The organism is Lelliottia sp. 7254-16 (assembly GCF_002922995.1).
In the GTDB taxonomy this organism is placed as follows: Bacteria; Pseudomonadota; Gammaproteobacteria; order Enterobacterales; family Enterobacteriaceae; genus Enterobacter; species Enterobacter jeotgali.
Map to the genome: position 1 here is coordinate 229,642 of NZ_PQVS01000005.1, position 25,387 is coordinate 255,028.

A 25,387-nucleotide genomic window follows, 5' to 3' on the forward strand; every position below is an offset into this window, starting at 1 on the left:
TGCCGTTTTTTATGTTTTCTCCCTCTCCCGTGGGAGAGGGCCGGGGTAAGGGCACCAGGCCGCACTATTCCCCCGGCAATCACACCCCAACGTAAAACCGCTTCACCTCATCAAACTGCATCGCAAACTGGATATAGCTCATCAGCGCAGGTGAATTCAGTTTCCTGCTCGGATAGACCAGCCACAGCTCGTTTCCTTCCACGCTCCATTCCGGCAAAACCTGCACCAGCGCGCCCTTCTCGATTTTATCTTCCAGCAAAAATGCGGGCAGTAGCGTGATTCCCGCGCGTGCGATGGCACTTTCGCGGGCGTAGACCAGGTTATCCGTCACGTGGGCATTGTTCGGCAGATGACGATAATCCTCGTCGTTATGGCGTAAAAGCCACTCCGGCCAGGCCTTGTGCGTAATACACCGGTGTTCGACCAACTGGCGCGGATGCTCCAGCGGGGCAAAACGTGCCAGATACTCGGGTGAGGCCAGCATGTAGCGCGGGCAGTTACCAATCTTGCGGCCAATCAGAGAAGAATCCTGCGGTTTACCGGTGCGCAGCGCCACGTCATAGCCCGACTGCACCAGATCCTGCACATCATCGGAAATACAGACATCGAGAGAAACGTCCGGGTATCGGCGCTGAAATTCCGCATTCAGATGCGCCAGCAGCGTCGCGCCAATTCCCGCCGGGGAAGTGACGCGCAGCCGTCCACCGGGATTATCGCGCAGGCGCTGAATGGCGTATTCCGCCCGCTCGCTGGCCGCCAGCATCTCGCGGCAATGCACCAGATAGTGCTCGCCCGCAAAAGTTAAATTGAGTTTGCGGGTGGTGCGGTTCAGCAGCCGGATGCCTACCTGCTGCTCAAGCTGACTAACGCGCTGGCTGACGCTCGATTTCGGCAGCCCCGCTTTTTGCGCCGCCGCGGTAAAACTGCCCATCTCCGCCACCAGCGCAAACAGGGCCATATCCTGAAGCTGCTTAAACATAATTGTTCATCTCATGCGAACACTTTGTTATTGATTGTCCATCTTATCACGCAAGTGGTGACTTAATAGACTAGCCTCAACACACGTATTCCATGAGGAGTTCACCATGTCCGTTAAAGCTATCGCCGTTAATCCAGACCAGCCGTCTGTTTTTATTGAAATTACCCAGCCGATGCCGCAACCCGGCGAGCACGATCTGCTGGTCGAAGTGAAAGCCGTTTCCGTGAACCCGGTCGATACCAAAGTCCATGCGGGCCTGAGTAAAAACGGCCTGCAAGCACCGCGCATTCTGGGCTGGGACGCGAGCGGCATTGTGAAAGCGGTCGGTGCGGGTGTCACGCAGTTCCAAGCCGGTGACGAAGTGTGGTACGCCGGTGACATCACCCGTCCGGGCAGCAACACCACCCACCAGTTGATTGACGCGCGCATCGTCGGCCACAAACCGCAAAGCCTCGACTGGGCCGCCGCGGCGGCACTGCCTTTAACCGCGTTGACGGCATGGGAAGGACTGTTTGAACGCCTGAATATTCAGGACGCCGGATCGGACAAAACGCTGCTGATCATCGGCGGTGCGGGTGGCGTCGGATCGCTGGCGGTCCCCTTTGCTAAGCACAACAGCCAGATCAAGGTGATCGCCACCGCCTCTCGCGAGGACTCAGCCCAATGGTGCCGGGATCGCGGCGCCGATCTGGTGGTGAATTATCGTGACCTGAAGGGTGAGCTGGCGAAGCACGACATCAAATTCGTCGACTACATTTTCATCCTCAATGACACCGACGGACACTGGGACGCAGTCTGCGAACTGATTGCGCCGCAGGGGCATATTTGCACCATCGTGGAGAACGACCGTCCGCTGGATCAGAGTAAGCTGAAGTCAAAATCTGCCGCGCTGCACTGGGAGTTTATGTACACCCGCAGCATGTACCAGACCGCAGACATGGCGCGTCAGGGCGAGATCCTGAATGAGGTGGCGAAGCTGGTTGATGCTGGCGTGGTGGAAAGTTCGCTGAGCGAAACCCTGCACGGCTTAAGCATGGAGAGCATCACCGAGGCACACCGGAAAGTGCTGGACGGGCATATGCGCGGAAAAGTGGTGGTGGCGTTCTGAGGTCATTGCCCCCTCACCCTAACCCTCTCCCAAAGGGAGAGGGGATCGATCGGAGCAGTCTTTACTCCCGCTCCCCCATCAACTCCTTCACCAGCTCCACACAGCGCAGGAAGCGGCCATCGTAGTCCGACTCTTCGACGTGAACAAACTCCACGTTATTCTCGCGCAGCATATCCACCAGCATGGTCTGGAACTCTTTACGATCAACGGAGCTGCCGAGGCTGCGCATCCCGTCGGCGACCCACGGCGTGTTGTTTTCCAGCAGGATCACCAGATCAAAACGGTACTCGTCAATCAGCGCCTGAACGAACGGGTGCTCACGCCCTTCGTACTTTTTACAGAACGCCTGGGTGGTGACAAAATCCGTATCGACAAACGCGACCTTGTTGGCGTATTTCACCGCGAAATCAATGTACTGAGCGTGGCCGAGCGCGATTTTGTCGTAGTCGGAATACTGGAGCGCCATCTCATCGCCGCCCAGATGCGAGAAGACATAATCGCGTCCGTATTCCCACGCACTGCTGGTGTTGAAGATGTTTGCCAGCTTGTTGACCAGCGTGGATTTACCGCTTGATTCACCGCCCAGAATCGCCACGGTGCGCACAAAGAACGGTTTTACTTCAGTCGGGATGTAATCCCAGTAGCGGAACGGATTTTCGCGGATCTGCCCGCCGCTGATGTTCATAAAGGTACGTTTCGGGTCGATCAGCACCGTTTCGGTGCCAAGGTGCTCGCGGAACTGCGGCGCATCGGACTCTTCAGAGGTGTAGATCCAGTTAGGGGCGATACCCTTCTCTTCCATAAAGGCTTTGATGCCGTTACTCCACACATCCCAACCGTGTGGATACGGCTCCATGCCCTCTTCGTTAAAGGCATGAATGCGAATATTTTTTTGGTATTTAAAGGTCTGGAGCAGCCAACGCAGGCGGTCTGAGACGGTCGGCTGCTGGGACATGGCGCTGTCTTCGAACAGCGCACGGTCACGCGTGTCGTCGTAACCCATGATGATATGCAGCTCATCGACCTGGCTACAGGCGCGCTGAATCAGATAGATATGCCCGGTGTGCAGCGGATAGAACTTGCCGAACACCACGCCGATGTTCTTTTGCATGCGCGGAAATTCGAGGCCCAGAAAGCGGTGCAACGCTTCCAGCTTTTGCGCGCTCGGGCTTTTGATTTTGGCATTCAGAAGCTGGCTTAAATAGCCCTTGGTCATCCCGCTGGCTTCCGCCACCTGCTGCAAGGTGCAGCCCTTCTGGCGGATTGCGGTTTTAAGATAGTCAAATGTTGACACAAGAGCCTCCTGCTAAGTGAGGCGGGTCAGCAAGACGCCCCCGCCAATAAGATACGAACTTAAATATTATAAGTCGTCAAAGACGCTTAACGCATCAGACAGTTTCTTCACCGGGAAAATCTTCATCCCTTCCGGCACTTTTTTCGGCACGTTGGCAATCGGGACAATCGCACGGCGGAAACCGTGTTTTGCCGCTTCGGAAATACGTTCCTGACCGCTCGGGACCGGGCGAATTTCCCCCGCCAGCCCGACTTCGCCGAAGACCACCAGGTCCTGTGGCAATGGGCGGTTGCGCAGGCTGGAAACCATCGCCAGGAGCAGCGCCAGATCGGCGCTGGTTTCGGTCACTTTCACGCCGCCAACCACGTTGACGAACACGTCCTGATCCGCCATTTGCAGGCCGCCGTGGCGGTGCAGTACCGCCAGCAGAATCGCTAAACGGTTTTGCTCAAGCCCGACCGCGACACGACGCGGATTGCCCATCATCGACTGATCCACCAGCGCCTGAATCTCGACCAGCAGCGGGCGAGTCCCTTCCCAGAGCACCATTACCGAACTGCCCGGCGTCTCTTCTTCGCCACGGCTGAGGAAAATCGCCGACGGGTTACTGACTTCACGCAGCCCCTGTTCGGTCATGGCGAAAACGCCCAACTCATTCACGGCACCAAAACGGTTTTTGTGGCTGCGCAGGGTGCGGAAGCGGGAATCAGCGTCGCCGTCGAGCATCACCGAGCAGTCGATGCAGTGCTCCAGCACTTTCGGACCGGCCAGCGAGCCGTCTTTGGTGACGTGACCAACCATCACGATCGCCACGCCGCGCGTTTTGGCGAAGCGCGTCAGATAAGCCGCGGTTTCGCGCACCTGGGCCACGCTGCCCGGCGAGGACTGAATGTCCGCCATGTGCATCACCTGGATGGAGTCGATGACCATCAGCTTCGGCTGCTCTTCATCGGCAATCATGCAAATCTGTTCAATGCTGGTTTCCGACAGCATGTTGAGATTGCCAGTCGGCAGGCCGAGACGGTGTGCGCGCATTGCCACCTGTTGCAGGGATTCTTCACCGGTGACATACAGGGTTTTCATCTGCTCAGAGAGCTTACACAGAGTTTGCAGCAGCAGCGTCGATTTACCCGCCCCTGGATTACCGCCGATCAGGATCGCACTGCCCGGCACCACTCCGCCGCCTAATACGCGGTCGAACTCTTTAAATCCGGTGGAGAAGCGCGGGACTTCATCGAGGCTGATCTCAGATAGTTTTTGCACTTTCGAGACGCCCGCGTTGCCTGCATAGCCCGTCAGACGCTCATTGCGGGCCACGGTTGGCGAAGCGGCCACGCGCACTTCGGTGATGGTGTTCCAGGCATGACAGGCGCTGCACTGCCCCTGCCAGCGCGGATAATCCGCACCACATTCATTACAGACAAATGCGCGTTTTGGAGCTTTCGCCACGGTTTACCTCTAATTATTTCTGATTCACACTGCCGGACAGGATGCAGAACACGCCCATCAGATCAGCATGACGGATGGTGACTTCTGTCTTTTCGTTCACTTTTGGCTTGGCATGATAGGCGATGCCCAGACCTGCCACTTTGATCATCGGCAGATCGTTCGCGCCATCGCCGATGGCGACCGTCTGCGTCACCGGGATTTCATATTTTTCCGCCAGACGCGTGAGCGTGTTGGCTTTGTACTGCGCATCCACGATATCGCCGATCACTTCCCCGGTCAGCTTGCCGTCGCGGATCTCCAGCTCGTTCGCCACTACGGTCGTCAGATGCAGTTTGTCGCGCAGGTAGTCTGCGAAGAAGGTGAACCCGCCGGAGGCAATCGCCACTTTCCAGCCGAGGGTTTCGAGCTTCAGCACCAGTTGGGTGAGGCCCGGCATCAGCGGCAGCGTGTCGCGCACCTGGCGCAGAATATTGGCATCGGCCCCTTTCAGGGTGGCGACGCGCTGCTTCAGGCTGGCGGCAAAATCGAGTTCACCGCGCATCGCGCGTTCGGTCACTTCCGCCACCATCTCACCGCTGCCGGCCAGTTTAGCGAGTTCATCGATGCACTCGATCTGGATGGCGGTCGAATCCATGTCCATCACCAGCAGCCCAGGGGTTTTCAGATGTGGGATTTTCCCCAGCGGCGCCACATCCAGCCCGGCGTCATGCGCCAGACGAGTGGCGCGCGGCGTCAGTGAACCGGCCAGACGCAGCACCTGATAATCGTCCACGCACCAGGCCGCCACGATGACCATCGCCGCACCGAGCTTGGTTTGGTATTGGGTCAGGCGTTGCTTATCCAGGCCACGGCCATACAGCAGCCAGCCGCTACGCCCTGCATGGTAGTCCAGAGGCATAACCTCGTCGCCACTTAATGAGAGCGGCAATCCTGGCCATAAAGAGACGTCATCGGTCAGGTCGCACCAGGTAATGTTCGGCATTGAAGCTCCTGTAAATTGGTTCGCGCCGGAAGGTTCCAGGGGGAAAATAACGCATGAGGCTACCCTGTAACCATCACTTCTGGCAACATTAAGCCGTAAATTTTCAGCAGGTGGAATATGGCTCGCGCAAAACTGAAATTCCGGCTTCATCGTGCAGTGATTGTCCTGTCCTGCCTCGCGCTTCTGGTGGCGCTGATGCAAGGGGCGTCCTGGTTTAGCCAGAATCATCAACGGCAACGTAATCCACAGCTCGAAGAGCTGGCACGCACGCTTGCGCGTCAAGTCACGCTGAGCGTTGCGCCCGCGATGCGCACCGAGACGCCAGACGATAAACGTATCGCGCAGATACTGCGCCAGATTACTGAAAACAGCCGCATTCTGGATGCGGGCGTGTACGATGAACAGGGCGATTTAATTGCCCGCGCCGGTGAGCACGTCGACGTCCGCGACCGACTGGCGCTGGACGGCAAAAAAGCCGGCGGCTATTTCAATCAGCAGATCGTCGAGCCGATTCAGGGCAAAAATGGCCCGCTCGGTTATCTGCGCCTCACGCTCGACACCCATACCCTGCCGACCGAAGCCAAACAGGTGGATAACACCACCAACATTCTGCGCCTGATGTTACTCCTTTCGCTGGCGATTGGCGTGGTGTTAACGCGCACGCTGTTGCAGGGCAAACGCACGCGCTGGCAGCAGTCGCCATTCCTGCTGACGGCCAGCAAATCGGTGCCGGAAGAGGAAGAGAGCGAGAAGAAAGAATAGTGGTAAAATGGGCGTACGATTCGGAAAAGGAAATCTGCCATGACGACGCTCCGCCTGCTTATCTCTGACTCTTACGATCCCTGGTTCAACCTCGCGGTGGAAGAGTGCATCTTCCGCCAGATGCCCGCCACGCAGCGCGTCCTGTTCCTCTGGCGTAACGCCGATACGGTGGTCATTGGCCGCGCGCAGAACCCGTGGAAAGAGTGCAACACGCGGCGCATGGAAGAGGACAACGTGCGTCTGGCCCGTCGCAGCAGCGGTGGCGGCGCGGTGTTCCACGACCTTGGTAATACCTGCTTTACCTTTATGGCCGGGAAACCGGAGTACGATAAAACCATCTCCACCGCGATTGTGCTCAACGCGTTGAACTCCCTCGGCGTGACGGCGGAAGCGTCCGGGCGTAACGATCTGGTGGTCAAAACCCCCGAAGGCGACCGTAAAGTCTCCGGCTCGGCCTATCGCGAAACCAAAGATCGCGGTTTCCACCACGGCACCTTGTTGCTCAACGCCGATTTAAGCCGTCTGGCGAACTACCTTAATCCTGATAAGAAAAAGCTTCAGGCCAAAGGGATTACCTCGGTGCGAGGCCGTGTGGCAAATTTGGTTGAACTGCTGCCCGGCGTGACTCACGAGCAGATTTGCACGGCGATCCGCGAGGCGTTCTTCGACCATTATGGCGAGCGCGTCGAGGCGGAAGTGATTTCCCCCGATAAAACCCCGGACCTGCCAAATTTTGCCGAGACCTTTGCGCGCCAGAGCAGTTGGGAGTGGAACTTTGGTCAGGCACCGGCATTCTCCCATCTGCTGGATGAGCGCTTTACCTGGGGCGGCGTGGAGCTTCACTTCGACGTCGAGCGCGGCGTTATCACACGCGCACAGGTGTTTACCGACAGCCTGAATCCGGCCCCGCTGGAAGCACTGGCGGCCCGCTTGCAAGGGTGTTTGTATCGCGCGGAGTGTTTGCAGCAGGCGTGTGACGCACTGGTAGCGGATTTCCCGGAGCAGGAGAAGGAATTGCGGGAATTGTCGGCGTGGGTGGCGAAAGCGGTGCGGTGATATGAGTGCGGTCTGGTGCCCTCACCCCCGCCCTCTCCCACAGGGAGAGGGAGAAAACCGCACTAGCCAGTTCCCTCTCCCTGAGGGAGAGGGTTAGGGTGAGGGGGAGGAATTACTCTTTATCGCCCAGCAGAACAGATTCCAGCGCGATTTTGATCATGTCGTTGAAGGTGGTCTGACGCTCAGCGGCAGTGGTCTGCTCGTGAGTACGGATGTGGTCAGACACGGTGCAGATGGTCAGCGCTTTCGCACCGAACTCAGCCGCGACGCCGTAGATACCTGCCGCTTCCATTTCCACGCCCAGGATGCCGTATTTTTCCATCACGTCGAACATTTCGCCGCCGTCCGGAGAGTAGAACAGGTCAGCAGAGAAGATGTTACCGACGCGCGCGTCAACGCCCAGCGCTTTCGCTGCATCAACCGCGTTACGCACCATGCCGAAGTCAGCAATCGCTGCGAAGTCGTGATCTTTGAAACGCATACGGTTCACTTTGGAATCGGTACAAGCACCCATGCCGATGACTACGTCACGCAGTTTCACGTCCATACGCACGGCACCGCAAGAGCCCACGCGGATGATTTTCTTCACGCCGAAATCGGTGATCAGCTCTTTGGTGTAGATGGAGCAGGACGGGATACCCATACCGTGACCCATTACGGAGATTTTGCGGCCTTTATAGGTACCGGTGAAGCCCAGCATGCCGCGCACGTTGTTCACTTCACGCACGTCTTCGAGGAAGGTTTCAGCAATGTGCTTCGCGCGCAGCGGGTCGCCCGGCATCAAAACTACGTCCGCGAAATCGCCCATTTCTGCATTAATGTGTGGGGTAGCCATCTTCAGTTCCCTTATAAGTTTTTTTGCCGGGTGGCGCTTCGCTTACCCGGCCTACGATTCAGTAGACCCGGCAAGCGCAATGCCGCCGGGCAACAGGTTTAAAGCATGTTTTTGCCGTAGTCCATTGGAGAGGTACCGAAGTAGCTCGCAATGGTCTGGCCGATATCCGCGAAGGTTTCGCGGTGGCCGAGCGATCCTGGTTTCACTTTCGGGCCGTACACCAGCACAGGAATGTGCTCACGGGTGTGGTCGGTACCGGTCCAGGTTGGGTCGCAGCCGTGGTCAGCGGTCAGGATGATGATGTCATCTTCCCCAACCAGCTCCAGCAGCTCCGGCAGACGGCGGTCGAACAGTTCCAGACCGGCAGCATAACCGGCGACGTCGCGACGGTGGCCCCAGGAGGAGTCGAAGTCCACGAAGTTAGTGAAGACAATGGTCTTGTCACCCGCTTCTTTCATCTCTTTGATGGTCGCGTCAAACAGCGCGTCCAGACCGGTGGCTTTCACTTTTTTGGTGATGCCGCAGTTAGCGTAGATATCCGCGATTTTACCGACGGAAACCACTTCGCCCGCTTTCTCATCAACCAGTTTCTGCAGCACGGTCGGCGCTGGCGGTTCAACGGCCAGATCGTGACGGTTGCCGGTACGCTGGAAGTTGCCCGGTTTGTCGCCGATAAACGGACGAGCGATGACGCGGCCAATGTTGTAGCCGCCTTCGGTCAGCTCTTCACGAGCGATTTCGCACAGCTCGTAAAGACGGTCCAGACCGAATGTTTCTTCGTGGCAGGCAATCTGGAACACGGAGTCAGCGGAGGTATAGAAAATCGGTTTGCCGGTTTTCATGTGCTCTTCGCCGAGCTGGTCCAGAATCACGGTACCGGAAGAGTGACAGTTACCGAGGTAACCCGGCAGATTGCCGCGCTCAACCAGCTTATCCAGCAGCTTCTGCGGGAAGCTGTTTTCGTGATCGGAGAAGTAGCCCCAGTCGAACAGAACCGGCACACCGGCGATTTCCCAGTGACCCGACGGGGTGTCTTTACCGGAAGAGAGCTCGTGCGCCCAGGCGTATGCGCCGATCACTTCTGCGTTGCCGTCCATACCGGCAGCGACTTTACCTGTCGAACCTTCATGCGCTTTCACCAGGCCCAGACGGGTCAGGTTTGGCAGGTTCAGTGGGCCCTGACGGCCAATGTTCGCTTCGCCTTTGGCACAGGCTTCTGCGATATGGCCCATAGTGTCGGAACCGACATCACCAAAGCGGTCAGCATCTTCTGTAGCGCCGATGCCGAATGAGTCCAGCACCATAATAAATGCACGTTTCATATGTTCTCCGTACTTATGTGCTTCAAAAATTCATAAAAAACCGATCAGATCAGTATACCGCTATTCGGTGATACGACGATAGACGGTTGGTGTGGTTTCGGGAGCTGTGTCGTCAAGTTTAATGGCCGCTTTCACCGCTTTCGCCGCTTCCTGCCAGCTGGCTTCATCTTTGGCGTGGATAACCGCCAGCGGGCGCTGTCCGTCGACGCTGTCGCCCAGACGCGCCATATCGGTAAAGCCGACGCTGTAATCAATAGTGTCCGATGCCTGACGGCGTCCGCCGCCCATCGAGACCACGGCCATGCCCAGCGCGCGAGTGTCCATCGCGGAAACAAACCCTTCCACATCGGCGTACACCGCTTTGCTGAGCGTCGCGGTCGGCAGATATTTCGCATAGTTTTCGACGAAATCGGTCGGGCCTTTTTGCGCCGCAACCATACGACCGAAGATCTCAGCCGCTTTGCCGTTATCCAGCACTGCCTGCAGTTTCGCACGTGCTTCAGCGTCGTCTTTGGCAAGCTTACCGGAAATCAACATCTCCACGCACAGGGCCGTGGTGACGTCGAGCAGACGCGGATTGCGGTATTCGCCGGTCAGGAACTGCACGGCTTCGCGGACTTCGACCGCGTTACCGGCGCTGGACGCCAGCACCTGATTCATGTCGGTGAGCAGCGCGGTGGTGCGCACGCCTGCGCCGTTGGAGACGCCAACGATCGCTTCGGCCAGTGCCGCAGAGAGTTCAAAGGTCGGCATAAACGCACCGCTACCTACTTTCACGTCCATCACCAGCGCATCCAGACCTTCGGCAAGCTTTTTAGCGAGGATCGAAGCGGTGATCAGCGGAATGGAATCGACGGTCGCGGTGATGTCGCGGGTGGCGTAAAAACGTTTATCCGCCGGAGCAAGAGAGCTGGTCTGGCCGATGATCGCCACACCAACGTCTTTAATAATTTCGCGGAAGCGCTGGTCATCCGGGAAGATATCGAAGCCCGGAATGGCTTCCAGTTTGTCGAGCGTACCGCCCGTGTGGCCCAAACCGCGACCAGAGATCATTGGGATGTAACCGCCGCAGGCTGCGACCATTGGGCCGAGCATCAGTGAGGTGACATCGCCCACACCGCCGGTGGAGTGTTTATCCACAATCGGGCCGTTGAGGTTAAGGCTTTTCCAATCCAGGACGGTCCCTGAATCTCGCATCGCCATGGTCAGCGAGACGCGTTCCGGCATCGCCATATCGTGGAAGAAAATGGTCATCGCCAGGGCGGCAATCTGCCCTTCAGAGATGGTGTTATCACGAATACCGTTGATAAAGAAGCGGATCTCTTCGTCGCTTAATGCATGACCATCACGTTTTTTACGAATAATTTCTTGTGCGAGAAACACGGTAACCCCCAGGGGAAAAGAGTAGAAGGCCGTTGTAGGCCGGGTAAGCAACGCGCCACCCGGCAGTCGTATTCATGCCGGATGGCGGCTGCGCCTTATCCGGCCAACGTCACTACACATCCGGCAATATAAGGCTTAGTAGCTACTTGCGCTCTTGCCGTCGCCGTGACCCAGCGCTTTCAACAGGCTTGCCAGCAGGCTGGATGCGCCGAAGCGGTAGTGGCGGGAATCCGCCCAGTCAGCACCAAACAGATCGTCAGCGATAGCCAGGAATTGCTGCGCATCTTCTGCGGTACGTACGCCACCTGCAGGTTTAAAACCAACGGTTTTAGAGACGCCCATGTCGCGGATCACTTCCATCATGATGCGCGCGCTTTCTGGCGTCGCATTGACCGGCACTTTACCGGTAGAGGTTTTGATGAAATCCGCACCGGCTTTGATAGAGATTTCAGACGCTTTACGAATCAGCGCTTCTTCTTTCAGCTCGCCGGTTTCGATGATCACTTTCAGCAGCACGTTAGCCGCCGCACACGCGTCTTTACAGGCTTTCACCAGGTCAAAACCAACCTGCTCGTTACCGGCGATCAGTGCGCGGTACGGGAAGACCACGTCCACTTCGTCTGCACCGTAGGCAATCGCCGCGCGGGTTTCGGCCAGCGCGATATCGATGTCGTCGTTACCGTGTGGGAAGTTGGTGACCGTGGCGATACGCACGTCAGGGGTACCCTGGGCGTTCAGCGTTTTACGGGCAATCGGGATGAAACGCGGATAGATACAGATAGCAGCGGTATTGCCTACCGGCGTTTTCGCCTGATGGCACAATGCGATCACTTTTTCATTGGTGTCGTCATCGTTCAGGGTGGTCAGGTCCATCAGTTTCAACGCGCGCAGGCTGCTTGCGGTTAAATCAGTCATAACATTCTCCAACGGCTTTGCCGTATAAATTTTCACCGTGCGGGTCTGTGAGTATTCTAACATTCACCCGCATTCACACTTCGACATTCATCACAGTTAATGAAAACTGCATACAAATTTGCATTACTGTAATGAGATCAACTTCAAACTTTAAACTTCATACTGCTGGCTAAAACAGCAATCACCCGCGTCGGATCAAAGGCCTTTGCGCGATGAGTTCCTACAATCTGCCCATCATCCGCAGAATAAAAGGAAGCGAACATGTCCACCTCCGGCCTCGATGCGATGCAACAACGTTGCCAGCAAATTGTGACAAGCCCAGTACTGACGCCTGAGCAGAAACGCCATTTTCTGGCGCTGGAAGCGGAAAACAATCTGCCCTACCCCACGCTTTCAGACACGGCGCGCGCCGCGCTGGACGAGGGTTTTATCTGCGACATGTTTGAAGGCCATGCGCCCTACAAACCGCGCTACGTTCTGCCGGACTATGCCAAATTCCTGGCGAACGGCTCAGAGTGGTTAGAGCTGGAAGGGGCGAAAGATCTCGATGACGCCCTGTCGTTACTCACTATCCTCTACCACCATGTTCCATCCGTTACATCAATGCCGGTGTTTCTCGGCCATCTCGACGCACTGCTGCAACCATATGTTATAATTCTAACACAAGACGAAATAGATAGCCGAATAAAACGTTTCTGGCGTTATCTCGACCGCACCCTGCCTGACGCCTTTATGCACGCCAATATCGGCCCTGCCGATACCCCTGTCGCGCGCGCCATTTTACGCGCCGACGCAGAACTGAAGCAGGTTGCACCGAATCTGACCTTTATCTACGATCCAGAAATCACGCCGGACGATTTGCTGTTAAGCGTCGCCAAAAATATTTGTGAGTGCAGTAAACCGCATATTTCAAACGGTCCGGTGAATGATAAAATTTTCACAAAAGGCGGTTATGGTGTGGTGAGTTGTTACAACTCTCTGCCGCTGGCGGGCGGTGGCAGTACCCTGGTTCGCCTCAATCTCAAGGCTATCGCACAGAATAGCGAATCAGTGGAAGATTTCTTTACCCGCACGCTACCGCACTACTGTCAGCAGCAGATCGCCATCATTGATGCCCGCTGTGATTTCCTTTATCAGGAATCCGGCTTCTTTGAGAATAGCTTCCTGGTGAAAGAGGGGCTGATTGATGCGGATCGTTTTGTGCCGATGTTTGGTATGTACGGCCTGGCAGAAGCAGTGAATATCCTGTGTGAGAAAGCCGGGCTGGACGGGCGTTACGGCAAAGATGAGCAGGCCAATGCGCTGGGGTATCGCATCAGTGAACAACTCGCGGAATTTGTCGAAAACACGCCGGTGAAACACGGCTGGAAACAGCGCGCGATGCTGCATGCGCAGTCCGGTATCAGCTCTGATTCCGGCACCACGCCGGGAGCGCGTCTGCCGTACGGCGACGAGCCAGACCCGATCAGCCATCTGCTGGCCGTCGCACCGCATCACAAACATTATCATTCCGGTATCAGCGATATTCTGACCCTGGACGAAACCATCAAACGTAACCCGCAGGCAGTGGTTCAGCTTTGTCTCGGCGCCTTTAAAGCTGGAATGCGTGAGTTCACTGCTAACGTGGCCGGGAACGATCTGGTGCGCGTCACCGGGTATATGGTGCGCTTATCGGATCTGGAGAAATACCGCGCAGAAGGGTCTCGCACTAACACCACCTGGCTTGGCGAAGAGGCTGCCCGCAATACCCGTATTCTTGAACGTCAGCCGCGCGTGATGAGCCATGAACAGCAGATGCGCTTTAGTTAGTCAGGTTATCCCTTTCTCCTGCGTGGACGGACCGGGCAGTCGCCTGGCGCTGTTCCTGCAGGGGTGCAATCTGCGCTGCAAAACCTGCCACAATCCGTGGACCATCGGTCGCTGCAATGACTGCGGCGACTGTGTGGTGCATTGCCCGCACGATGCCCTGACCCTTCAGGCCGGGCGGGTCTGGTGGCAGGAAAGCGACTGCCAGAAGTGCGATACCTGCCTGCACGTCTGTTCGCAGCAGTCCACGCCGATGGCCCACCGTTTTAGCGTGGAGGAGATACTCGCTCAGATCCGCAAAGTCGCACCGTTTATCGAAGGGATCACCGTCAGCGGCGGCGAAGCCACTACCCAACTGCCGTTTTTAGTGGCGCTGTTTCACGCCGTCAAAGCCGACGAATCACTGAAGCATTTGACCTGTCTGGTGGACAGCAACGGTTTACTGAGTGAAACCGGCTGGCAAAAACTGCTGCCGGTGTTTGATGGCGCGATGCTGGATCTGAAAGCGTGGAATAACGAACATCATCGTTTCCTGACCGGACGCGAAAACCCGCAGATCAAACACAGCATTCGCTGGCTGGCCCAGCATAAACGCCTGACGGAACTGCGCCTGCTGGTGATCCCCGATCATTGTGATTACTTCGAACATCTGGGGCCGTTGAGCGCCTTTATTCACGCTCTGGGCGACGTACCGGTGCGGATCAACGCCTTTCACGCCCACGGCGTTTATGGTGAAGCGGCCCGCTGGCGCAGCGCCACGGCGGACGATGTTGAACCGCTGGCCGTTGCGCTGGAAAAACGCCGGATCACCGTGATCCGCCCGGCGCTCTATTTATAGAGTGATGCCAAACAGATCGCCGGTGTTGCGCAGCAGCGCATCGGCAATCGCCTCTGCAGGTTCCTCGCGCAATTCACATAAAGTCGTAAACACACGCGCCGCCTGCTCCGGTCGATTAGGCTGGCCCTGAAAACCGTTCAGCGGCATGTCCGGTGCGTCGGTTTCCAGCAGCAGGGATGAAAGGGGTAATTGCGCCATCACGTCGCGGGTTTTACTGGCGCGTGGATAGGTGATCGTCCCGCCAACGCCGATTTTGTAGCCTAGCTCAATGAAACGCTGCGCCTGCTGCAGGCTACCGGAAAAACCGTGCACCACACCGGTTCGCGGTAAATCGTGGCGTTTAAGGTGCATCGCCAGTTTATCGTGGGTGCGTCGGGAATGGAGGATCACCGGCAAATCGTGGCGTTTTGCGAGCTTTAGCTGCGCGTCCAGAAGCGCCTGCTGGCGATCAAAGTGTGGATCGTCGCGATAGAGATCGAGGCCGATCTCGCCTATCGCCACCAGCTTTTCTCCGGCGCTGAGAATACACGCTTCCAGCTGTTCCAGATGCGCATCCTGATGCTTTTCTATAACAATTGGATGCAGGCCCAGCGCGGCGTAGAGCGCGGTGTGCGTTCTGGCCAGATCGAGTACCCGACTAAAATTTGCCGCTTCGATGGCGGGCACAACAATCACCTGTACACCCGCGCTTGCCGCCTGAACAATGCTTTGCGCTTCATTGCCGGTAAAGGGCGGAAAATCAAAGTGGCAATGGGTGTCGACAAAGCGGAAAGTCACGCCAAATCCTCATTATCAAAGGTCGTATCGTTAGCCTGCGGGACATTCACCAGTGGCATCGTCAGGGCATCGTTCGCCACAATCGCAGGTGGCAGGATAATGCGTTTATGTCGATGAATAGGCGGACGTTCGGCCAGCAGTTTGCCTACCGTTGCGAGGAAATAGCGCGCGCACAGACGCCCTGTTTTGTAATCATCCCGTAGGGCAGGTATACGACTGCCCAGCGCCATGCTGTTGAGGGGTTTTGGCGGATAAATTTCAAAGATTTTCAGCTTGCCCGGCGGCTTTTCGATAAAGCGCTGCATTGCGCTGTAGCTGGTTTCATGCAAATTGGCGATATTCACCAGCGGTTGCAGGCTGCTGTCTCCCAGCCATTTTTCCATCCGCTTAAACCACTGTGGGGTGTAGTACATCTGCGACGGCACGGTGCGGATCACCACAATAGTTTGCGCCCCGCGCCGGGCGGCTTCCTGAACGGGTACCGCATCGCTGATCCCGCCGTCCAGGTAGTTGATTCCGTCAAGCGCCGCGGCGGTTCGGTAGAAACCAGGGATCGCGCTGGAGGCGCGAAGGATATCCAGCCAGTTCTCTTTCTGCGGCGAGAAGTAGCCCGGCGAGTAGTCGTCGCCCCGACTGGCGCACATCCAGAACTCTTTTCCGCTATCGAACAGGCGGGACGCGGTGTCCATCGCCAGCGGCATCTGGCTGGCGGTGGAATCGAGCAGCCAGTCGAGATCGATAAGATTCCCGCCGCGCACAAAGCGCAGCGGATTGAAGAAATCTCGTGAAGTGGTGTAGCGCATGATGACTTTGCGCGCATAGCCAGGCTGGTTGCAGACATAAGCCGAGAGGTTTTGCGCCCCGGCGGAGGTGCCGAAAAACAGGTCAAAGGGGTTAAATTGCGCGCGCATGAACTCATCCAGTACCCCGGCTGTGAAGATGCCTCTTTGCCCACCGCCTTCGCATACCAGTGCGAGTCGTCCGACGCGAAAGGGTTTTAACGCCAACGGCGCAATATTGCCGAGCGTAACGGGAATTCTCTGGCCCACTGCTGCACCTGTTTTTCGTTTTTATGTCATTACACAGTAGCGCAAACTGGCCCTATGACTCAAACATGAAAAGCCCGTCACAGGGACGGGCTTTGAGAAGATTGTCGATTAACGACAGGCTAATTACGCTTTGCTAGGGACGACGGCGTCCGGTAAACAGGCTGACCAGGAACAGGATAATACCGACGACGAAGACAATTTTCGCCGCGCCGGCCGCTGTACCCGCCAGACCACCAAAGCCCAGAGCGGCGGCAATTAACGCGATAACCAGAAATATAATGCCCCAACGAAACATAGAACTCTCCTTTACCATAGTTAATATCAGCCGCTATACGTGAGCGCTCAGGTGCTCACAAGCGTTGTGTCCAAAAGTCGTTCTTATTTCGCTTTCAGATCGTTTTTGACGCTTTTCACGCCATCTACGGCTTTAGCGATAGTTTCAGCACGTTCAACCTGCGCTGAGGAATCCACCGTACCGGAGAGCTGAACCACACCATCAGTGGTTTCGACCTTCACTTTACGTGACGGCACAATGTCATCTGCTAATAGTTTAGCTTTGATTTCACTGGTGGTTGCTGTGTCACCCGCATAACCTTTTACAGACTGGTCTTTGCCATCACGCACATGCAGTTTGTCGCTGACGGAAGTAACGCCTTCAACGCCTTTCGCTACGGTGACGGCCTGCTCAGCCTGCGCCTGGCTTTCAACAAAGCCGCTCAGAGTGACTACTTTTTTATCCGTTTTCACGGAAATGTCGGTGCTCTTGATGTTTTCATCGTCCACCAGAGCCGCTTTCACTTTTGCTGTGATAGAGCTGTCATCCATGAAATTACCGACTTTATTCATAGAGCTATCGATTTTTTGCCCTGCGCTATCCGCGGTGGATTGCACGCTGTTTTCAGCAAGTGCGGAACCACTGACCAGAAGGCCACTAAGCGTGACGGCTAACAGAGTTTTAGAAATCTTCAGGCTTGTCATATTCATCGATTTATTCCTGTAGTTTGCCCATCAGTTGAGCGTCGAACATCCCTTCATACTAGTTTTTAATTTTGCGAATAAACACAGGGTCGGGATGAGAGACTCATGAACACGCATTGAACAGAACTATCATCCGCGCCCGGTGTTAAACACTGAGTTAAATATAGATCACATTGACAAAGCCGCTTTCAGAATCGGGCAAAAAACGAGCAATAACGCCAAAAACGCGTTGAATTAAGAACATTCCGCAAGGGATTAATAAGGCTGAAGTTTAAGAAGAGCACGGCGGGCGCCGTGCTCTGAGAGGGGATTAGTGCTCGCGGGTTTTACGGAACTGCACGTCAGGATAACGTTCCTGCGTCAGGTTCAGGTTCACCATCGTTGGGGCGATATAGGTCAGGTTATCACCGCCATCCAGCGCCAGCTGGATTTCGTTCTTACGTTTGAATTCTTCGAATTTCTTCACGTCAGAACACTCGACCCAGCGCGCGGTTGCCACGTTGACGGATTCGTAAATCGCTTCAACGTTGTATTCGCTCTTCAGACGCGCAACCACCACGTCAAACTGCAGCACACCGACCGCGCCAACGATCAAATCGTTGTTGGCGATTGGGCGGAAGACCTGCACCGCGCCCTCTTCGGAGAGCTGGACCAGACCTTTCAGCAGCTGTTTCTGCTTGAGCGGATCTTTCAGGCGGATACGACGGAACAGTTCCGGCGCGAAGTTCGGGATACCGGTGAACTTCATCATTTCACCCTGGGTGAAGGTGTCACCGATCTGGATTGTGCCGTGGTTGTGCAGACCGATGATGTCGCCCGGATAAGCCTCTTCAACGTGCGAACGGTCGCCCGCCATGAAGGTCAGCGCGTCGGAAATAACCACGTCTTTACCGATACGCACCTGGCGCAGCTTCATGCCTTTCTCGTACTTACCGGAAACCACACGCAGGAAGGCCACGCGGTCGCGGTGTTTCGGGTCCATGTTGGCCTGAATCTTAAACACGAAACCGGTGAACTTCTCTTCGGCGGCTTCCACCAGACGGGAGTCTGTTTTGCGCGGCATTGGCTGCGGTGCCCACTCAATCAGACCGTCGAGCATGTGGTCCACACCGAAGTTACCCAGTGCAGTACCGAAGAACACTGGCGTAATTTCCCCAGCCAGGAACAGCTCATGGTCAAATTCGTGAGACGCGCCTTTAACCAGCTCCAGCTCATCGCGCAGCTGGTTGGCCAGCTCTTCGCCAACGGCCACATCCAGATCCGGGTTGTCCAGACCTTTAACGATGCGCACTTCCTGGATGGTGTGACCTTTACCGGTCTGGTACAGGTACACTTCATCTTTATAGAGGTGGTAGACGCCCTTGAACAGCTTACCGCAGCCGATCGGCCAGGTGATTGGGGCACAGGCAATTTTCAGCTCGCGCTCCACTTCGTCCATCACTTCCATTGGGTCACGGATGTCACGGTCGAGTTTGTTCATGAAGGTCAGGATCGGCGTATCGCGCAGACGGGTCACTTCCATCAGCTTACGGGTACGATCTTCTACACCTTTCGCGGCGTCGATCACCATCAGACAGCAGTCAACGGCCGTCAGGGTGCGGTAGGTATCTTCAGAGAAGTCTTCGTGACCCGGAGTGTCCAGCAGGTTCACCAGGCAGTCGTGATACGGGAACTGCATCACGGAGGTGGTAATCGAAATACCACGCTGCTTTTCCATCTCCATCCAGTCGGATTTCGCGTGCTGGCTAGAGCCACGGCCTTTTACCGTACCGGCGGTCTGAATTGCCTGTCCGAATAACAACACCTTTTCGGTGATGGTCGTTTTACCGGCATCCGGGTGAGAAATAATGGCAAAAGTACGGCGCTTCGCCACCTCTTGCAGATAAGGAGACAACGTCATAATCAAATCTTCTTATATAAGCGCGGCAGCAGGCCACGCATCATGGAATACGAAATTGCGGCTATTTTACCCATCAATGGGGGGCAGGCAATCATTGTTTACACAGGAGCTGCTCCAGTTCGTTCAATGATGATACGGTCCAGGTCGGTTCGATGCCTTCCGGCAGTGCGCGACCGTGCGCGTTCAGCCAGCAGGTCGCCAGCCCGGACTTCATTCCGCCCAGAATATCCGACTCTGCGGTGTCTCCGACCATCAGCACGCGCTCGCGAGCGGGATGACCGGCTTTTTCCAGCGCATAGTCAAAAATACGCGGATCGGGCTTTGGCACGCCAACTTGTTCGGAAATCACCAGCGAGTCGAAATGGTCGCGCAGGCCCGTGCGTTCAAGGCGGATTTGCTGCAGGGCGGTAAAGCCGTTGGTGATGATGCCAAGCTTCACGTTGCCTTTGAGCGCGTTCAGCAGGGAGATCGCCCCCGGCAGCGGTGCACAAATCTCCGCCATCGCATTGAGGAAAGCCTCGTTCAGTGCACCGGGCGTCACGTTAAGACGCTCCGACCAGCCCTGAAAACGCTGATGCTGAAGCTGTAACGCCGAGATGACACCGTTCTGGTAGTCCACCCAAAGCGGTTTATTTACCGCCTGATAGTCCTGAAAATCTTCGGCGGTAAAGGTGACGCTGTAGTCCAAAAACATCCGCTGTAGGCCGCCAAACGAATCGAACGTAAACAGCGTTTCGTCGGCATCAAAGAAAATCCAGTCCCATTTCATCGTTACAACCTTATTCGTTATCCAAGCGGTAGCGCCATGATGATGGCGTCTTCGCGGCCCTCGGCAGTCGGGTAATAGTTACGGCGAATCGTCGCTTCGTTAAAGCCTAAGCTCTCATAAAGTGCGATGGCAGCAGAGTTGGAGGCGCGAACCTCCAGCCACAGCGTGAAGACGTCACGCGTCTCCAGTTCGCGAATCAAAAACTCCAGCAGTTCTCTGCCTAATCCCCGACGCTGATATGCAGGATCGACGGCGATGTTAAACAGCGTCGCCTCGTCCAGCACGACCTGAGTAATGGCAAACGCGGCCATTTCGCCATCAACATCCAGGCGGAAATTTAGGTAGCGCTCACCCTGATTGCTGGCAAATGTTTTTTCGCTCCACGGAAAAGCGTGGGCGCGGGTTTCGATCGCGAACGCTGATGCAAGATCAGTCGTCGTGAGGGAAGAAATCGTGTTCATATTCGCAGATTTGTTGCCATAGCGCGCTTCGCGCCTTTGGGTTTGCTTTCAATTCTTCCAGTGTGGCCGTGCGAAGTTGACCGCCTTCAAGCGGGGTCTCATCCGCGACACCCAGTCGCCAGCTATTACAGCGGCTCTCCGATGGCAGCATCGCCACGCGCTCGGGCGTCAGCTGTAACACCTGATCCGCGCTCAGTTTTAGCGCGCGCAGCACATCGCCAATCAGCGTTTCAGTGAGCGCAGGCAGCTTTTCGGCCACCATCACCAGACGAACGTGTGCCGGAATGGAAATAGCGATTTCACCCTGCAACGCCGTCGGGCGACGCAGAGCCCACTGGGTGATGCCAAGCTGCTGTAACTGCCAGTCACGTCGGGATGTCATAGGGAAAACTCCTGTCTCTCAGGCGCGCAAATATAGCAAATTCGTCGTATATCCGCCAACAAACTACTATAATCCCCGGCTGAGTTTATTGAGGAACAATTCATGTCTGCATTTACCCCGGCAAGTGAAGTCTTGCTGCGTCACAGTGATGATTTCGAACAAAGCCGTATTCTGTTTGCCGGAGATATGCAGGACGATCTGCCTGCCCGTTTCGAATGCGCCGAAAGCCGCGCGCATACCCAGCAGTTCCACCACTGGCAGGTATTGAGCCGTCAGATGGAAGACCGCGTGCGCTTTAGTCTGGTGGCTGAACAAAGTGACGTCGCAGGCTGCGATACGCTGGTGTACTACTGGCCGAAGAACAAGCCGGAAGCACAGTTCCAGCTGATGAATCTGCTCTCCATGATGCCTGTTGGCTGCGATGTGTTTGTCGTCGGTGAAAACCGCAGCGGCGTGCGCAGCGCCGAGCAGATGCTGGCGGAATACGCAACGCTGAATAAAATCGACAGCGCCCGTCGCTGCGGTTTGTACCACGGCCGTCTGGAAAAACAGCCAGAATTTGATGCCGAGAAAGCCTGGGGCGAATATCAGCTCGAAGGGTTAACTATCAAAACGTTGCCGGGCGTCTTTAGCCGAGACGGACTGGACGTGGGTAGCCAACTCCTGCTGTCCACCTTCACTCCACATACGAAAGGCAAAGTGCTGGATGTCGGTTGTGGCGCGGGCGTGCTGTCTGCCGTGCTCGCCAGCCATTCACCAAAAGTACGTCTGACACTGTGCGACGTAAGCGCTCCGGCTGTTGAAGCGAGTCGTGCTACGCTTGCGGCAAATGAAATCGAAGGCGAAGTCTTTGCCAGCAACGTGTTCTCCGAAGTGACGGGCCGTTTCGATATGATTATCTCCAACCCGCCATTCCATGACGGTATGGAAACCAGCCTCGAAGCAGCACAAACGTTGATCCGTGGCGCGGTGCGTCATCTTAACAGCGGTGGCGAACTGCGTATCGTGGCGAACGCCTTCCTTCCTTATCCAAAACTGCTGGATGAGATTTTTGGCTTCCACGAAGTGCTGGCCCAGACCGGGCGTTTCAAAGTGTACCGCACGGTGATGACCCGTCAGGCGAAGAAGTAATTCCCTTGCGCCCGGCAGCGTTTTGCGCTCCGGGCGATTCAAGTGCCCATTTTTGCAGCAATTAAAACGCCCCGGCTAATTATCTGTTGACGAAAAGCTGAAAACATCTAGAATGCGCCTCCGTGGTTGCAATACTTTTTAAGTATTATGGTATGCGACGGTGGCGGAATTGGTAGACGCGCTAGCTTCAGGTGTTAGTGTCTTTACGGACGTGGGGGTTCAAGTCCCCCCCCTCGCACCACAAACCATGTTTGATATTGTTCTCACCGGGCGACGGTGGCGGAATTGGTAGACGCGCTAGCTTCAGGTGTTAGTGTCTTAACGGACGTGGGGGTTCAAGTCCCCCCCCTCGCACCAACGAGGCAATATCAAAAAGAATAAGATAACAGTGCGAAGGTGGCGGAATTGGTAGACGCGCTAGCTTCAGGTGTTAGTGTTCTTACGGACGTGGGGGTTCAAGTCCCCCTCTTCGCACCACTTATCTTATCTCCTCCCTGATTTATCTCTGCTTTATTCTCTATTTCAAACTCATCATTATCACCAGCATTCCACCGATCAGCGCTACGCACGACGGCAGCAGGACAAAATGGCGTAATTGTTTGTGCCAGATCATTCCTGAGGTGACCAGTAAGCCCGACACAATAATCGCTTTCCAGACGTCTAATGAGAGATCGGCAAACGTTAGCCCGGCGATGACAATGCCCGGCAGCAGTACACCCCATCCACTTCCCAGCGCCTTGCTCAACATGGTTTTCTCTCTCAATTCGATAATGATAACCAATATCATATGATAGGTTTTCTCATTTGTCAGCATCAGCCGCGACAATCTCGTCACCTTTACCTTTCGCGTAATGACAGGAAATGAGTAAGGTGATAAATTGCACACCTGTTAACTACACATTACTAATTCCTGATACTTTAGTCCCTGATAATTTCATAGTTTTTCATTCGCACTGGCCGCCATTAGTTTGATTTAATTAAGTATTAATAAAAACATACCGACATGACAGCACAATCCTGGCGTTCATTACGTCACAAGAAATATCAGTTATCTTTACGTTTATTTTTGTTTCTGAACACCGTGTCAGCGCTTTTCAGTGTGTTGAATCCCCTGTACACCGTGCATACGCTCACTCTTCCCGTCGCGCTCATTTTCACGCTCAGCCTGTCGCTGCTTATCTGGCACTGGAAGCATAAAACCCGCCAGATCCATATTCCGCTGATTTCATTTATCTTTGGGGCATTATGGGCCTGGCATATCGCCTATAAATACACGTTGGTGACACAAGACCCCATCACCTTCCTGCTGCTGGCGCTGTTAAGCGTGTTGTTCATCGGCTCGCTGGCATTTGCCAGTGATATCAAGGCGTTTACCATCCATTCATTGCCAACGTTTATCGTTTGCCTCTGGTTTAGTCCTTACGAGCATTGGCTGCGGATTGTCTACTCCCTCGCACTGCCGATGATTGGAATCGCTATTCATCACGTGATTCAAAAACGTAACGATCGCTTCGCGCAAGATTTGCTCTACCGCCTGCTTGAGGAGCGAGAAACGCTCAATGACCTGAGCATGATGGACCCTCTTACTGGCTTGTATAATCGCCGTGGCCTGCAAAATCGGCTGGAGAATCTCCCGACGCTAGAGCACGGGGAGCATTTCGTTCTGCTGCTGGATATCGACCATTTCAAAGCCTATAACGATCACTACGGCCACATGATGGGCGATCAGGCGTTGATTCGGGTATCCGCCGCGATCCGCGATGCGGTACGTTCCCGGGATATCGTTGCCCGCTTTGGCGGCGAAGAGTTCATGGTACTGCTGACCAGCGTCACCATCGATCAGGCACGTCAGACGGCGGAACGCATCCGCCAGAAAGTCTACGACCTGAAGATCCCACATATGTTTAACGAGAGCGTGGCGACAAATGTCACCATCAGTATCGGCATTGCCATTTTCGAGTCAGAAGATATCGAAAGCGCCCTCGAAAAAGCCGATAAAGCCCTGTACGAAGCCAAGCATATGGGTCGCAACAATATCCTTTTAAGCCCTGAGCTACACACCGGATAAGCCCCAGCTCTCGCTTTCCCGACAAAAGGCTTGCGATCGGTTTACTCTATGGCTAGGATTGGCAATCATTATCATTTAGATTCTTATCCTAATCCTTTATGGCTACACGTTCCGCACAAATCGTTGATCCTATCCTCTGGCGAGTTCCTCTCTCCGCCGGGAGTACAACGCTTGCGGACTCCATTCGGGAAACCATCGCCGAGCATCGCGCTTACCTGCTAGATTTCACCAAGCTGGATGAAGCACATCCTCATCAGGCCATGACGCTGGAGCAGTGGTGTCGTCCGGCAGAGATGCAGTCCCTGTTCGCCGCCTACTCTGATCATATCTACCGTAATCAGCCAAACCTCGCGCGGGAAAACAAACCGCTACTGTCCCTGTGGGCGCAGTGGTATTTCGGGCTGATGGTGCCACCGCTGATGATTGCCCTGCTCACTCAGAATATGGCGCTGGATCTTTCTCCGGAGCACTTTTACGTCGAGTTCCATGAGACTGGTCGTGCGGCCTGTTTCTGGATTGACGTGCATGAAGACAGGAATGCTACGCTGCTCTCAGCGACCGAGCGCATGGAAACGCTGGTGAAGCAGGCGCTTATTCCTGTGGTGAAGGCGCTTGAGGAGACGGGTGATATCAATGGGAAGCTTATCTGGAGCAATACCGGGTATCTCATTCACTGGTATCTGACAGAAATGAAACCGGTGCTGGGTGACGAGACCGTCGAGGCACTGCGTCAGTCCTGCTTCTTTGCTAAACAGCTTGCGGATGGTCAGGACAACCCGCTTTTCCGCACCGTGGTCCCACGCGACGGGCTGCTGGTGCGTCGTACCTGCTGTCAGCGCTATCGCTTGCCAGATGTTCAACAGTGCGGCGATTGTACGTTGAAATGATTTGATGACGGGGAACAGCGCGCGCTGGTGCCCTCACCCTGACCCTCTCCCTGTACGGTCCGGGGACATCATGAACACTTGTTCGGGGACATGGTAGACACTTACAACTAAGGCATACGAACCCGTTTTTGGAGTCGCTTATGCCCTGGGATGCGAGAGATACCATGTCATTACGTACCGAGTTTGTTCTGTTCGCCTCGCAAGACGGGGCGAACATCCGTTCTCTTTGCCGTCACTACGGCATTTCGCCCGCTAC

25 protein-coding genes, 3 tRNA genes and 1 pseudogene are annotated in these 25,387 nt (G+C 55.5%); 12 read left to right on the plus strand and 17 right to left on the minus strand.

What is annotated here, in order from left to right; translation table 11 throughout:
- Positions 1–79: 79 nt before the first annotated feature.
- On the minus strand, positions 80–979 hold the full coding sequence (locus tag C3708_RS09905) for a LysR family transcriptional regulator (protein WP_103949171.1): 900 nt from the start codon (positions 977–979) through the stop codon (positions 80–82).
- Positions 980–1,085: 106 nt separating this feature from the next.
- Between C3708_RS09905 and C3708_RS09910 the strand changes: the two genes are divergently transcribed.
- Positions 1,086–2,087: a zinc-binding alcohol dehydrogenase family protein gene (locus tag C3708_RS09910; RefSeq protein WP_103949172.1), complete on the plus strand. Its 1,002-nt coding sequence runs from the start codon at positions 1,086–1,088 to the stop codon at positions 2,085–2,087.
- A 61-nt stretch (positions 2,088–2,148) separates the two neighbouring features.
- On the opposite strand, the gene nadR is transcribed toward C3708_RS09910, so the two are convergent.
- From nadR to serB, 3 genes are all read right to left on the minus strand, one after another.
- Positions 2,149–3,381, minus strand: a complete 1,233-nt coding sequence (gene nadR / locus C3708_RS09915) for a multifunctional transcriptional regulator/nicotinamide-nucleotide adenylyltransferase/ribosylnicotinamide kinase NadR (protein ID WP_095280678.1) — start codon at positions 3,379–3,381, stop codon at positions 2,149–2,151.
- A 66-nt stretch (positions 3,382–3,447) separates the two neighbouring features.
- Positions 3,448–4,830, minus strand: a complete 1,383-nt coding sequence (radA, locus tag C3708_RS09920) for a DNA repair protein RadA (RefSeq protein WP_095280677.1) — start codon at positions 4,828–4,830, stop codon at positions 3,448–3,450.
- 13 nt (positions 4,831–4,843) lie between these two features.
- The gene (serB, locus tag C3708_RS09925; RefSeq protein WP_103949173.1) at positions 4,844–5,812 is read right to left on the minus strand and encodes a phosphoserine phosphatase; all 969 of its coding nucleotides are present in this window, start codon (positions 5,810–5,812) and stop codon (positions 4,844–4,846) included.
- Between the two features lie 117 nt (positions 5,813–5,929).
- On the opposite strand from serB, the gene C3708_RS09930 reads away from it, so the two are divergent.
- Positions 5,930–6,574 (plus strand): YtjB family periplasmic protein, encoded by a 645-nt coding sequence (locus C3708_RS09930; RefSeq protein WP_103947144.1) that lies wholly within the window; start codon positions 5,930–5,932, stop codon positions 6,572–6,574.
- A 39-nt stretch (positions 6,575–6,613) separates the two neighbouring features.
- A complete protein-coding gene (gene lplA / locus C3708_RS09935) occupies positions 6,614–7,630 on the plus strand; it encodes a lipoate--protein ligase LplA (RefSeq protein WP_103949174.1) in 1,017 nt (338 codons plus the stop codon).
- 112 nt (positions 7,631–7,742) lie between these two features.
- On the opposite strand, the gene deoD is transcribed toward lplA, so the two are convergent.
- The 4 genes from deoD to deoC all read right to left on the minus strand — a co-directional run bounded on the left by deoD (position 7,743) and on the right by deoC (position 12,085).
- Positions 7,743–8,465 (minus strand): purine-nucleoside phosphorylase, encoded by a 723-nt coding sequence (gene deoD, locus C3708_RS09940; protein WP_095280675.1) that lies wholly within the window; start codon positions 8,463–8,465, stop codon positions 7,743–7,745.
- Positions 8,466–8,563: 98 nt separating this feature from the next.
- Positions 8,564–9,787, minus strand: coding sequence for a phosphopentomutase (gene deoB / locus C3708_RS09945; RefSeq protein ID WP_095280674.1), 1,224 nt, complete (start codon positions 9,785–9,787; stop codon positions 8,564–8,566).
- Positions 9,788–9,847: 60 nt separating this feature from the next.
- Positions 9,848–11,170: a thymidine phosphorylase gene (gene deoA / locus C3708_RS09950; protein WP_103949175.1), complete on the minus strand. Its 1,323-nt coding sequence runs from the start codon at positions 11,168–11,170 to the stop codon at positions 9,848–9,850.
- A 135-nt stretch (positions 11,171–11,305) separates the two neighbouring features.
- Positions 11,306–12,085, minus strand: a complete 780-nt coding sequence (gene deoC, locus C3708_RS09955) for a deoxyribose-phosphate aldolase (RefSeq protein ID WP_103947176.1) — start codon at positions 12,083–12,085, stop codon at positions 11,306–11,308.
- 261 nt (positions 12,086–12,346) lie between these two features.
- Here deoC and C3708_RS09960 point away from each other — a divergent pair, with 261 nt between their 5' ends.
- Positions 12,347–13,894: a YjjI family glycine radical enzyme gene (locus C3708_RS09960; RefSeq protein WP_103949176.1), complete on the plus strand. Its 1,548-nt coding sequence runs from the start codon at positions 12,347–12,349 to the stop codon at positions 13,892–13,894.
- Positions 13,869–14,729 (plus strand): YjjW family glycine radical enzyme activase, encoded by an 861-nt coding sequence (locus C3708_RS09965; RefSeq protein WP_095280670.1) that lies wholly within the window; start codon positions 13,869–13,871, stop codon positions 14,727–14,729. The genes C3708_RS09960 and C3708_RS09965 overlap by 26 nt, the downstream gene beginning before the upstream one ends.
- Here C3708_RS09965 and C3708_RS09970 read toward each other — a convergent pair.
- From C3708_RS09970 to C3708_RS10005, 8 genes are all read right to left on the minus strand, one after another.
- A complete protein-coding gene (locus C3708_RS09970) occupies positions 14,724–15,506 on the minus strand; it encodes a TatD family hydrolase (protein ID WP_103949177.1) in 783 nt (260 codons plus the stop codon). The two genes, C3708_RS09965 and C3708_RS09970, sit on opposite strands and share 6 nt — an antisense overlap.
- Positions 15,503–16,555 (minus strand): patatin family protein, encoded by a 1,053-nt coding sequence (locus tag C3708_RS09975; protein WP_095280668.1) that lies wholly within the window; start codon positions 16,553–16,555, stop codon positions 15,503–15,505. Before C3708_RS09975 ends, C3708_RS09970 begins: the two co-directional genes overlap by 4 nt.
- A gap of 133 nt (positions 16,556–16,688) precedes the next feature.
- On the minus strand, positions 16,689–16,850 hold the full coding sequence (locus C3708_RS09980; protein ID WP_002887716.1) for a DUF1328 domain-containing protein: 162 nt from the start codon (positions 16,848–16,850) through the stop codon (positions 16,689–16,691).
- 83 nt (positions 16,851–16,933) lie between these two features.
- A complete protein-coding gene (gene osmY, locus C3708_RS09985; protein ID WP_095280666.1) occupies positions 16,934–17,539 on the minus strand; it encodes a molecular chaperone OsmY in 606 nt (201 codons plus the stop codon).
- Between the two features lie 304 nt (positions 17,540–17,843).
- Positions 17,844–19,433: a peptide chain release factor 3 gene (gene prfC, locus C3708_RS09990; RefSeq protein WP_095280665.1), complete on the minus strand. Its 1,590-nt coding sequence runs from the start codon at positions 19,431–19,433 to the stop codon at positions 17,844–17,846.
- A gap of 91 nt (positions 19,434–19,524) precedes the next feature.
- Positions 19,525–20,202, minus strand: a complete 678-nt coding sequence (gene yjjG / locus C3708_RS09995) for a pyrimidine 5'-nucleotidase (protein WP_103949178.1) — start codon at positions 20,200–20,202, stop codon at positions 19,525–19,527.
- 17 nt (positions 20,203–20,219) lie between these two features.
- On the minus strand, positions 20,220–20,663 hold the full coding sequence (rimI, locus tag C3708_RS10000; RefSeq protein WP_095280663.1) for a ribosomal protein S18-alanine N-acetyltransferase: 444 nt from the start codon (positions 20,661–20,663) through the stop codon (positions 20,220–20,222).
- Positions 20,632–21,045: a DNA polymerase III subunit psi gene (locus C3708_RS10005; protein ID WP_103949179.1), complete on the minus strand. Its 414-nt coding sequence runs from the start codon at positions 21,043–21,045 to the stop codon at positions 20,632–20,634. The genes rimI and C3708_RS10005 overlap by 32 nt, the downstream gene beginning before the upstream one ends.
- A 102-nt stretch (positions 21,046–21,147) precedes the next feature.
- Between C3708_RS10005 and rsmC the strand changes: the two genes are divergently transcribed.
- The 4 genes from rsmC to C3708_RS10025 all read left to right on the plus strand — a co-directional run bounded on the left by rsmC (position 21,148) and on the right by C3708_RS10025 (position 22,653).
- On the plus strand, positions 21,148–22,176 hold the full coding sequence (gene rsmC, locus C3708_RS10010) for a 16S rRNA (guanine(1207)-N(2))-methyltransferase RsmC (RefSeq protein WP_095280661.1): 1,029 nt from the start codon (positions 21,148–21,150) through the stop codon (positions 22,174–22,176).
- 154 nt (positions 22,177–22,330) lie between these two features.
- A tRNA-Leu gene (locus C3708_RS10015) sits at positions 22,331–22,417 on the plus strand.
- A 29-nt stretch (positions 22,418–22,446) separates the two neighbouring features.
- Positions 22,447–22,533: transfer RNA gene (locus tag C3708_RS10020), tRNA-Leu, on the plus strand.
- A 33-nt stretch (positions 22,534–22,566) separates the two neighbouring features.
- Positions 22,567–22,653 (plus strand) — tRNA-Leu (locus C3708_RS10025).
- 40 nt (positions 22,654–22,693) lie between these two features.
- Here the strand turns inward: C3708_RS10025 and C3708_RS10030 are convergent.
- On the minus strand, positions 22,694–22,963 hold the full coding sequence (locus C3708_RS10030) for a DUF1435 domain-containing protein (protein ID WP_103949180.1): 270 nt from the start codon (positions 22,961–22,963) through the stop codon (positions 22,694–22,696).
- Between the two features lie 216 nt (positions 22,964–23,179).
- On the opposite strand from C3708_RS10030, the gene C3708_RS10035 reads away from it, so the two are divergent.
- The 3 genes and pseudogenes from C3708_RS10035 to C3708_RS10045 form a co-directional block, all read left to right on the plus strand.
- Entirely contained in the window at positions 23,180–24,244 is a 1,065-nt protein-coding gene (locus tag C3708_RS10035) for a GGDEF domain-containing protein (protein WP_095280660.1), read from the plus strand.
- Positions 24,245–24,342: 98 nt separating this feature from the next.
- Positions 24,343–25,131, plus strand: a complete 789-nt coding sequence (gene fhuF, locus C3708_RS10040) for a siderophore-iron reductase FhuF (protein WP_103947152.1) — start codon at positions 24,343–24,345, stop codon at positions 25,129–25,131.
- 128 nt (positions 25,132–25,259) lie between these two features.
- A pseudogene (locus C3708_RS10045) lies at positions 25,260–25,387 on the plus strand (IS481 family transposase); the annotation flags it as partial.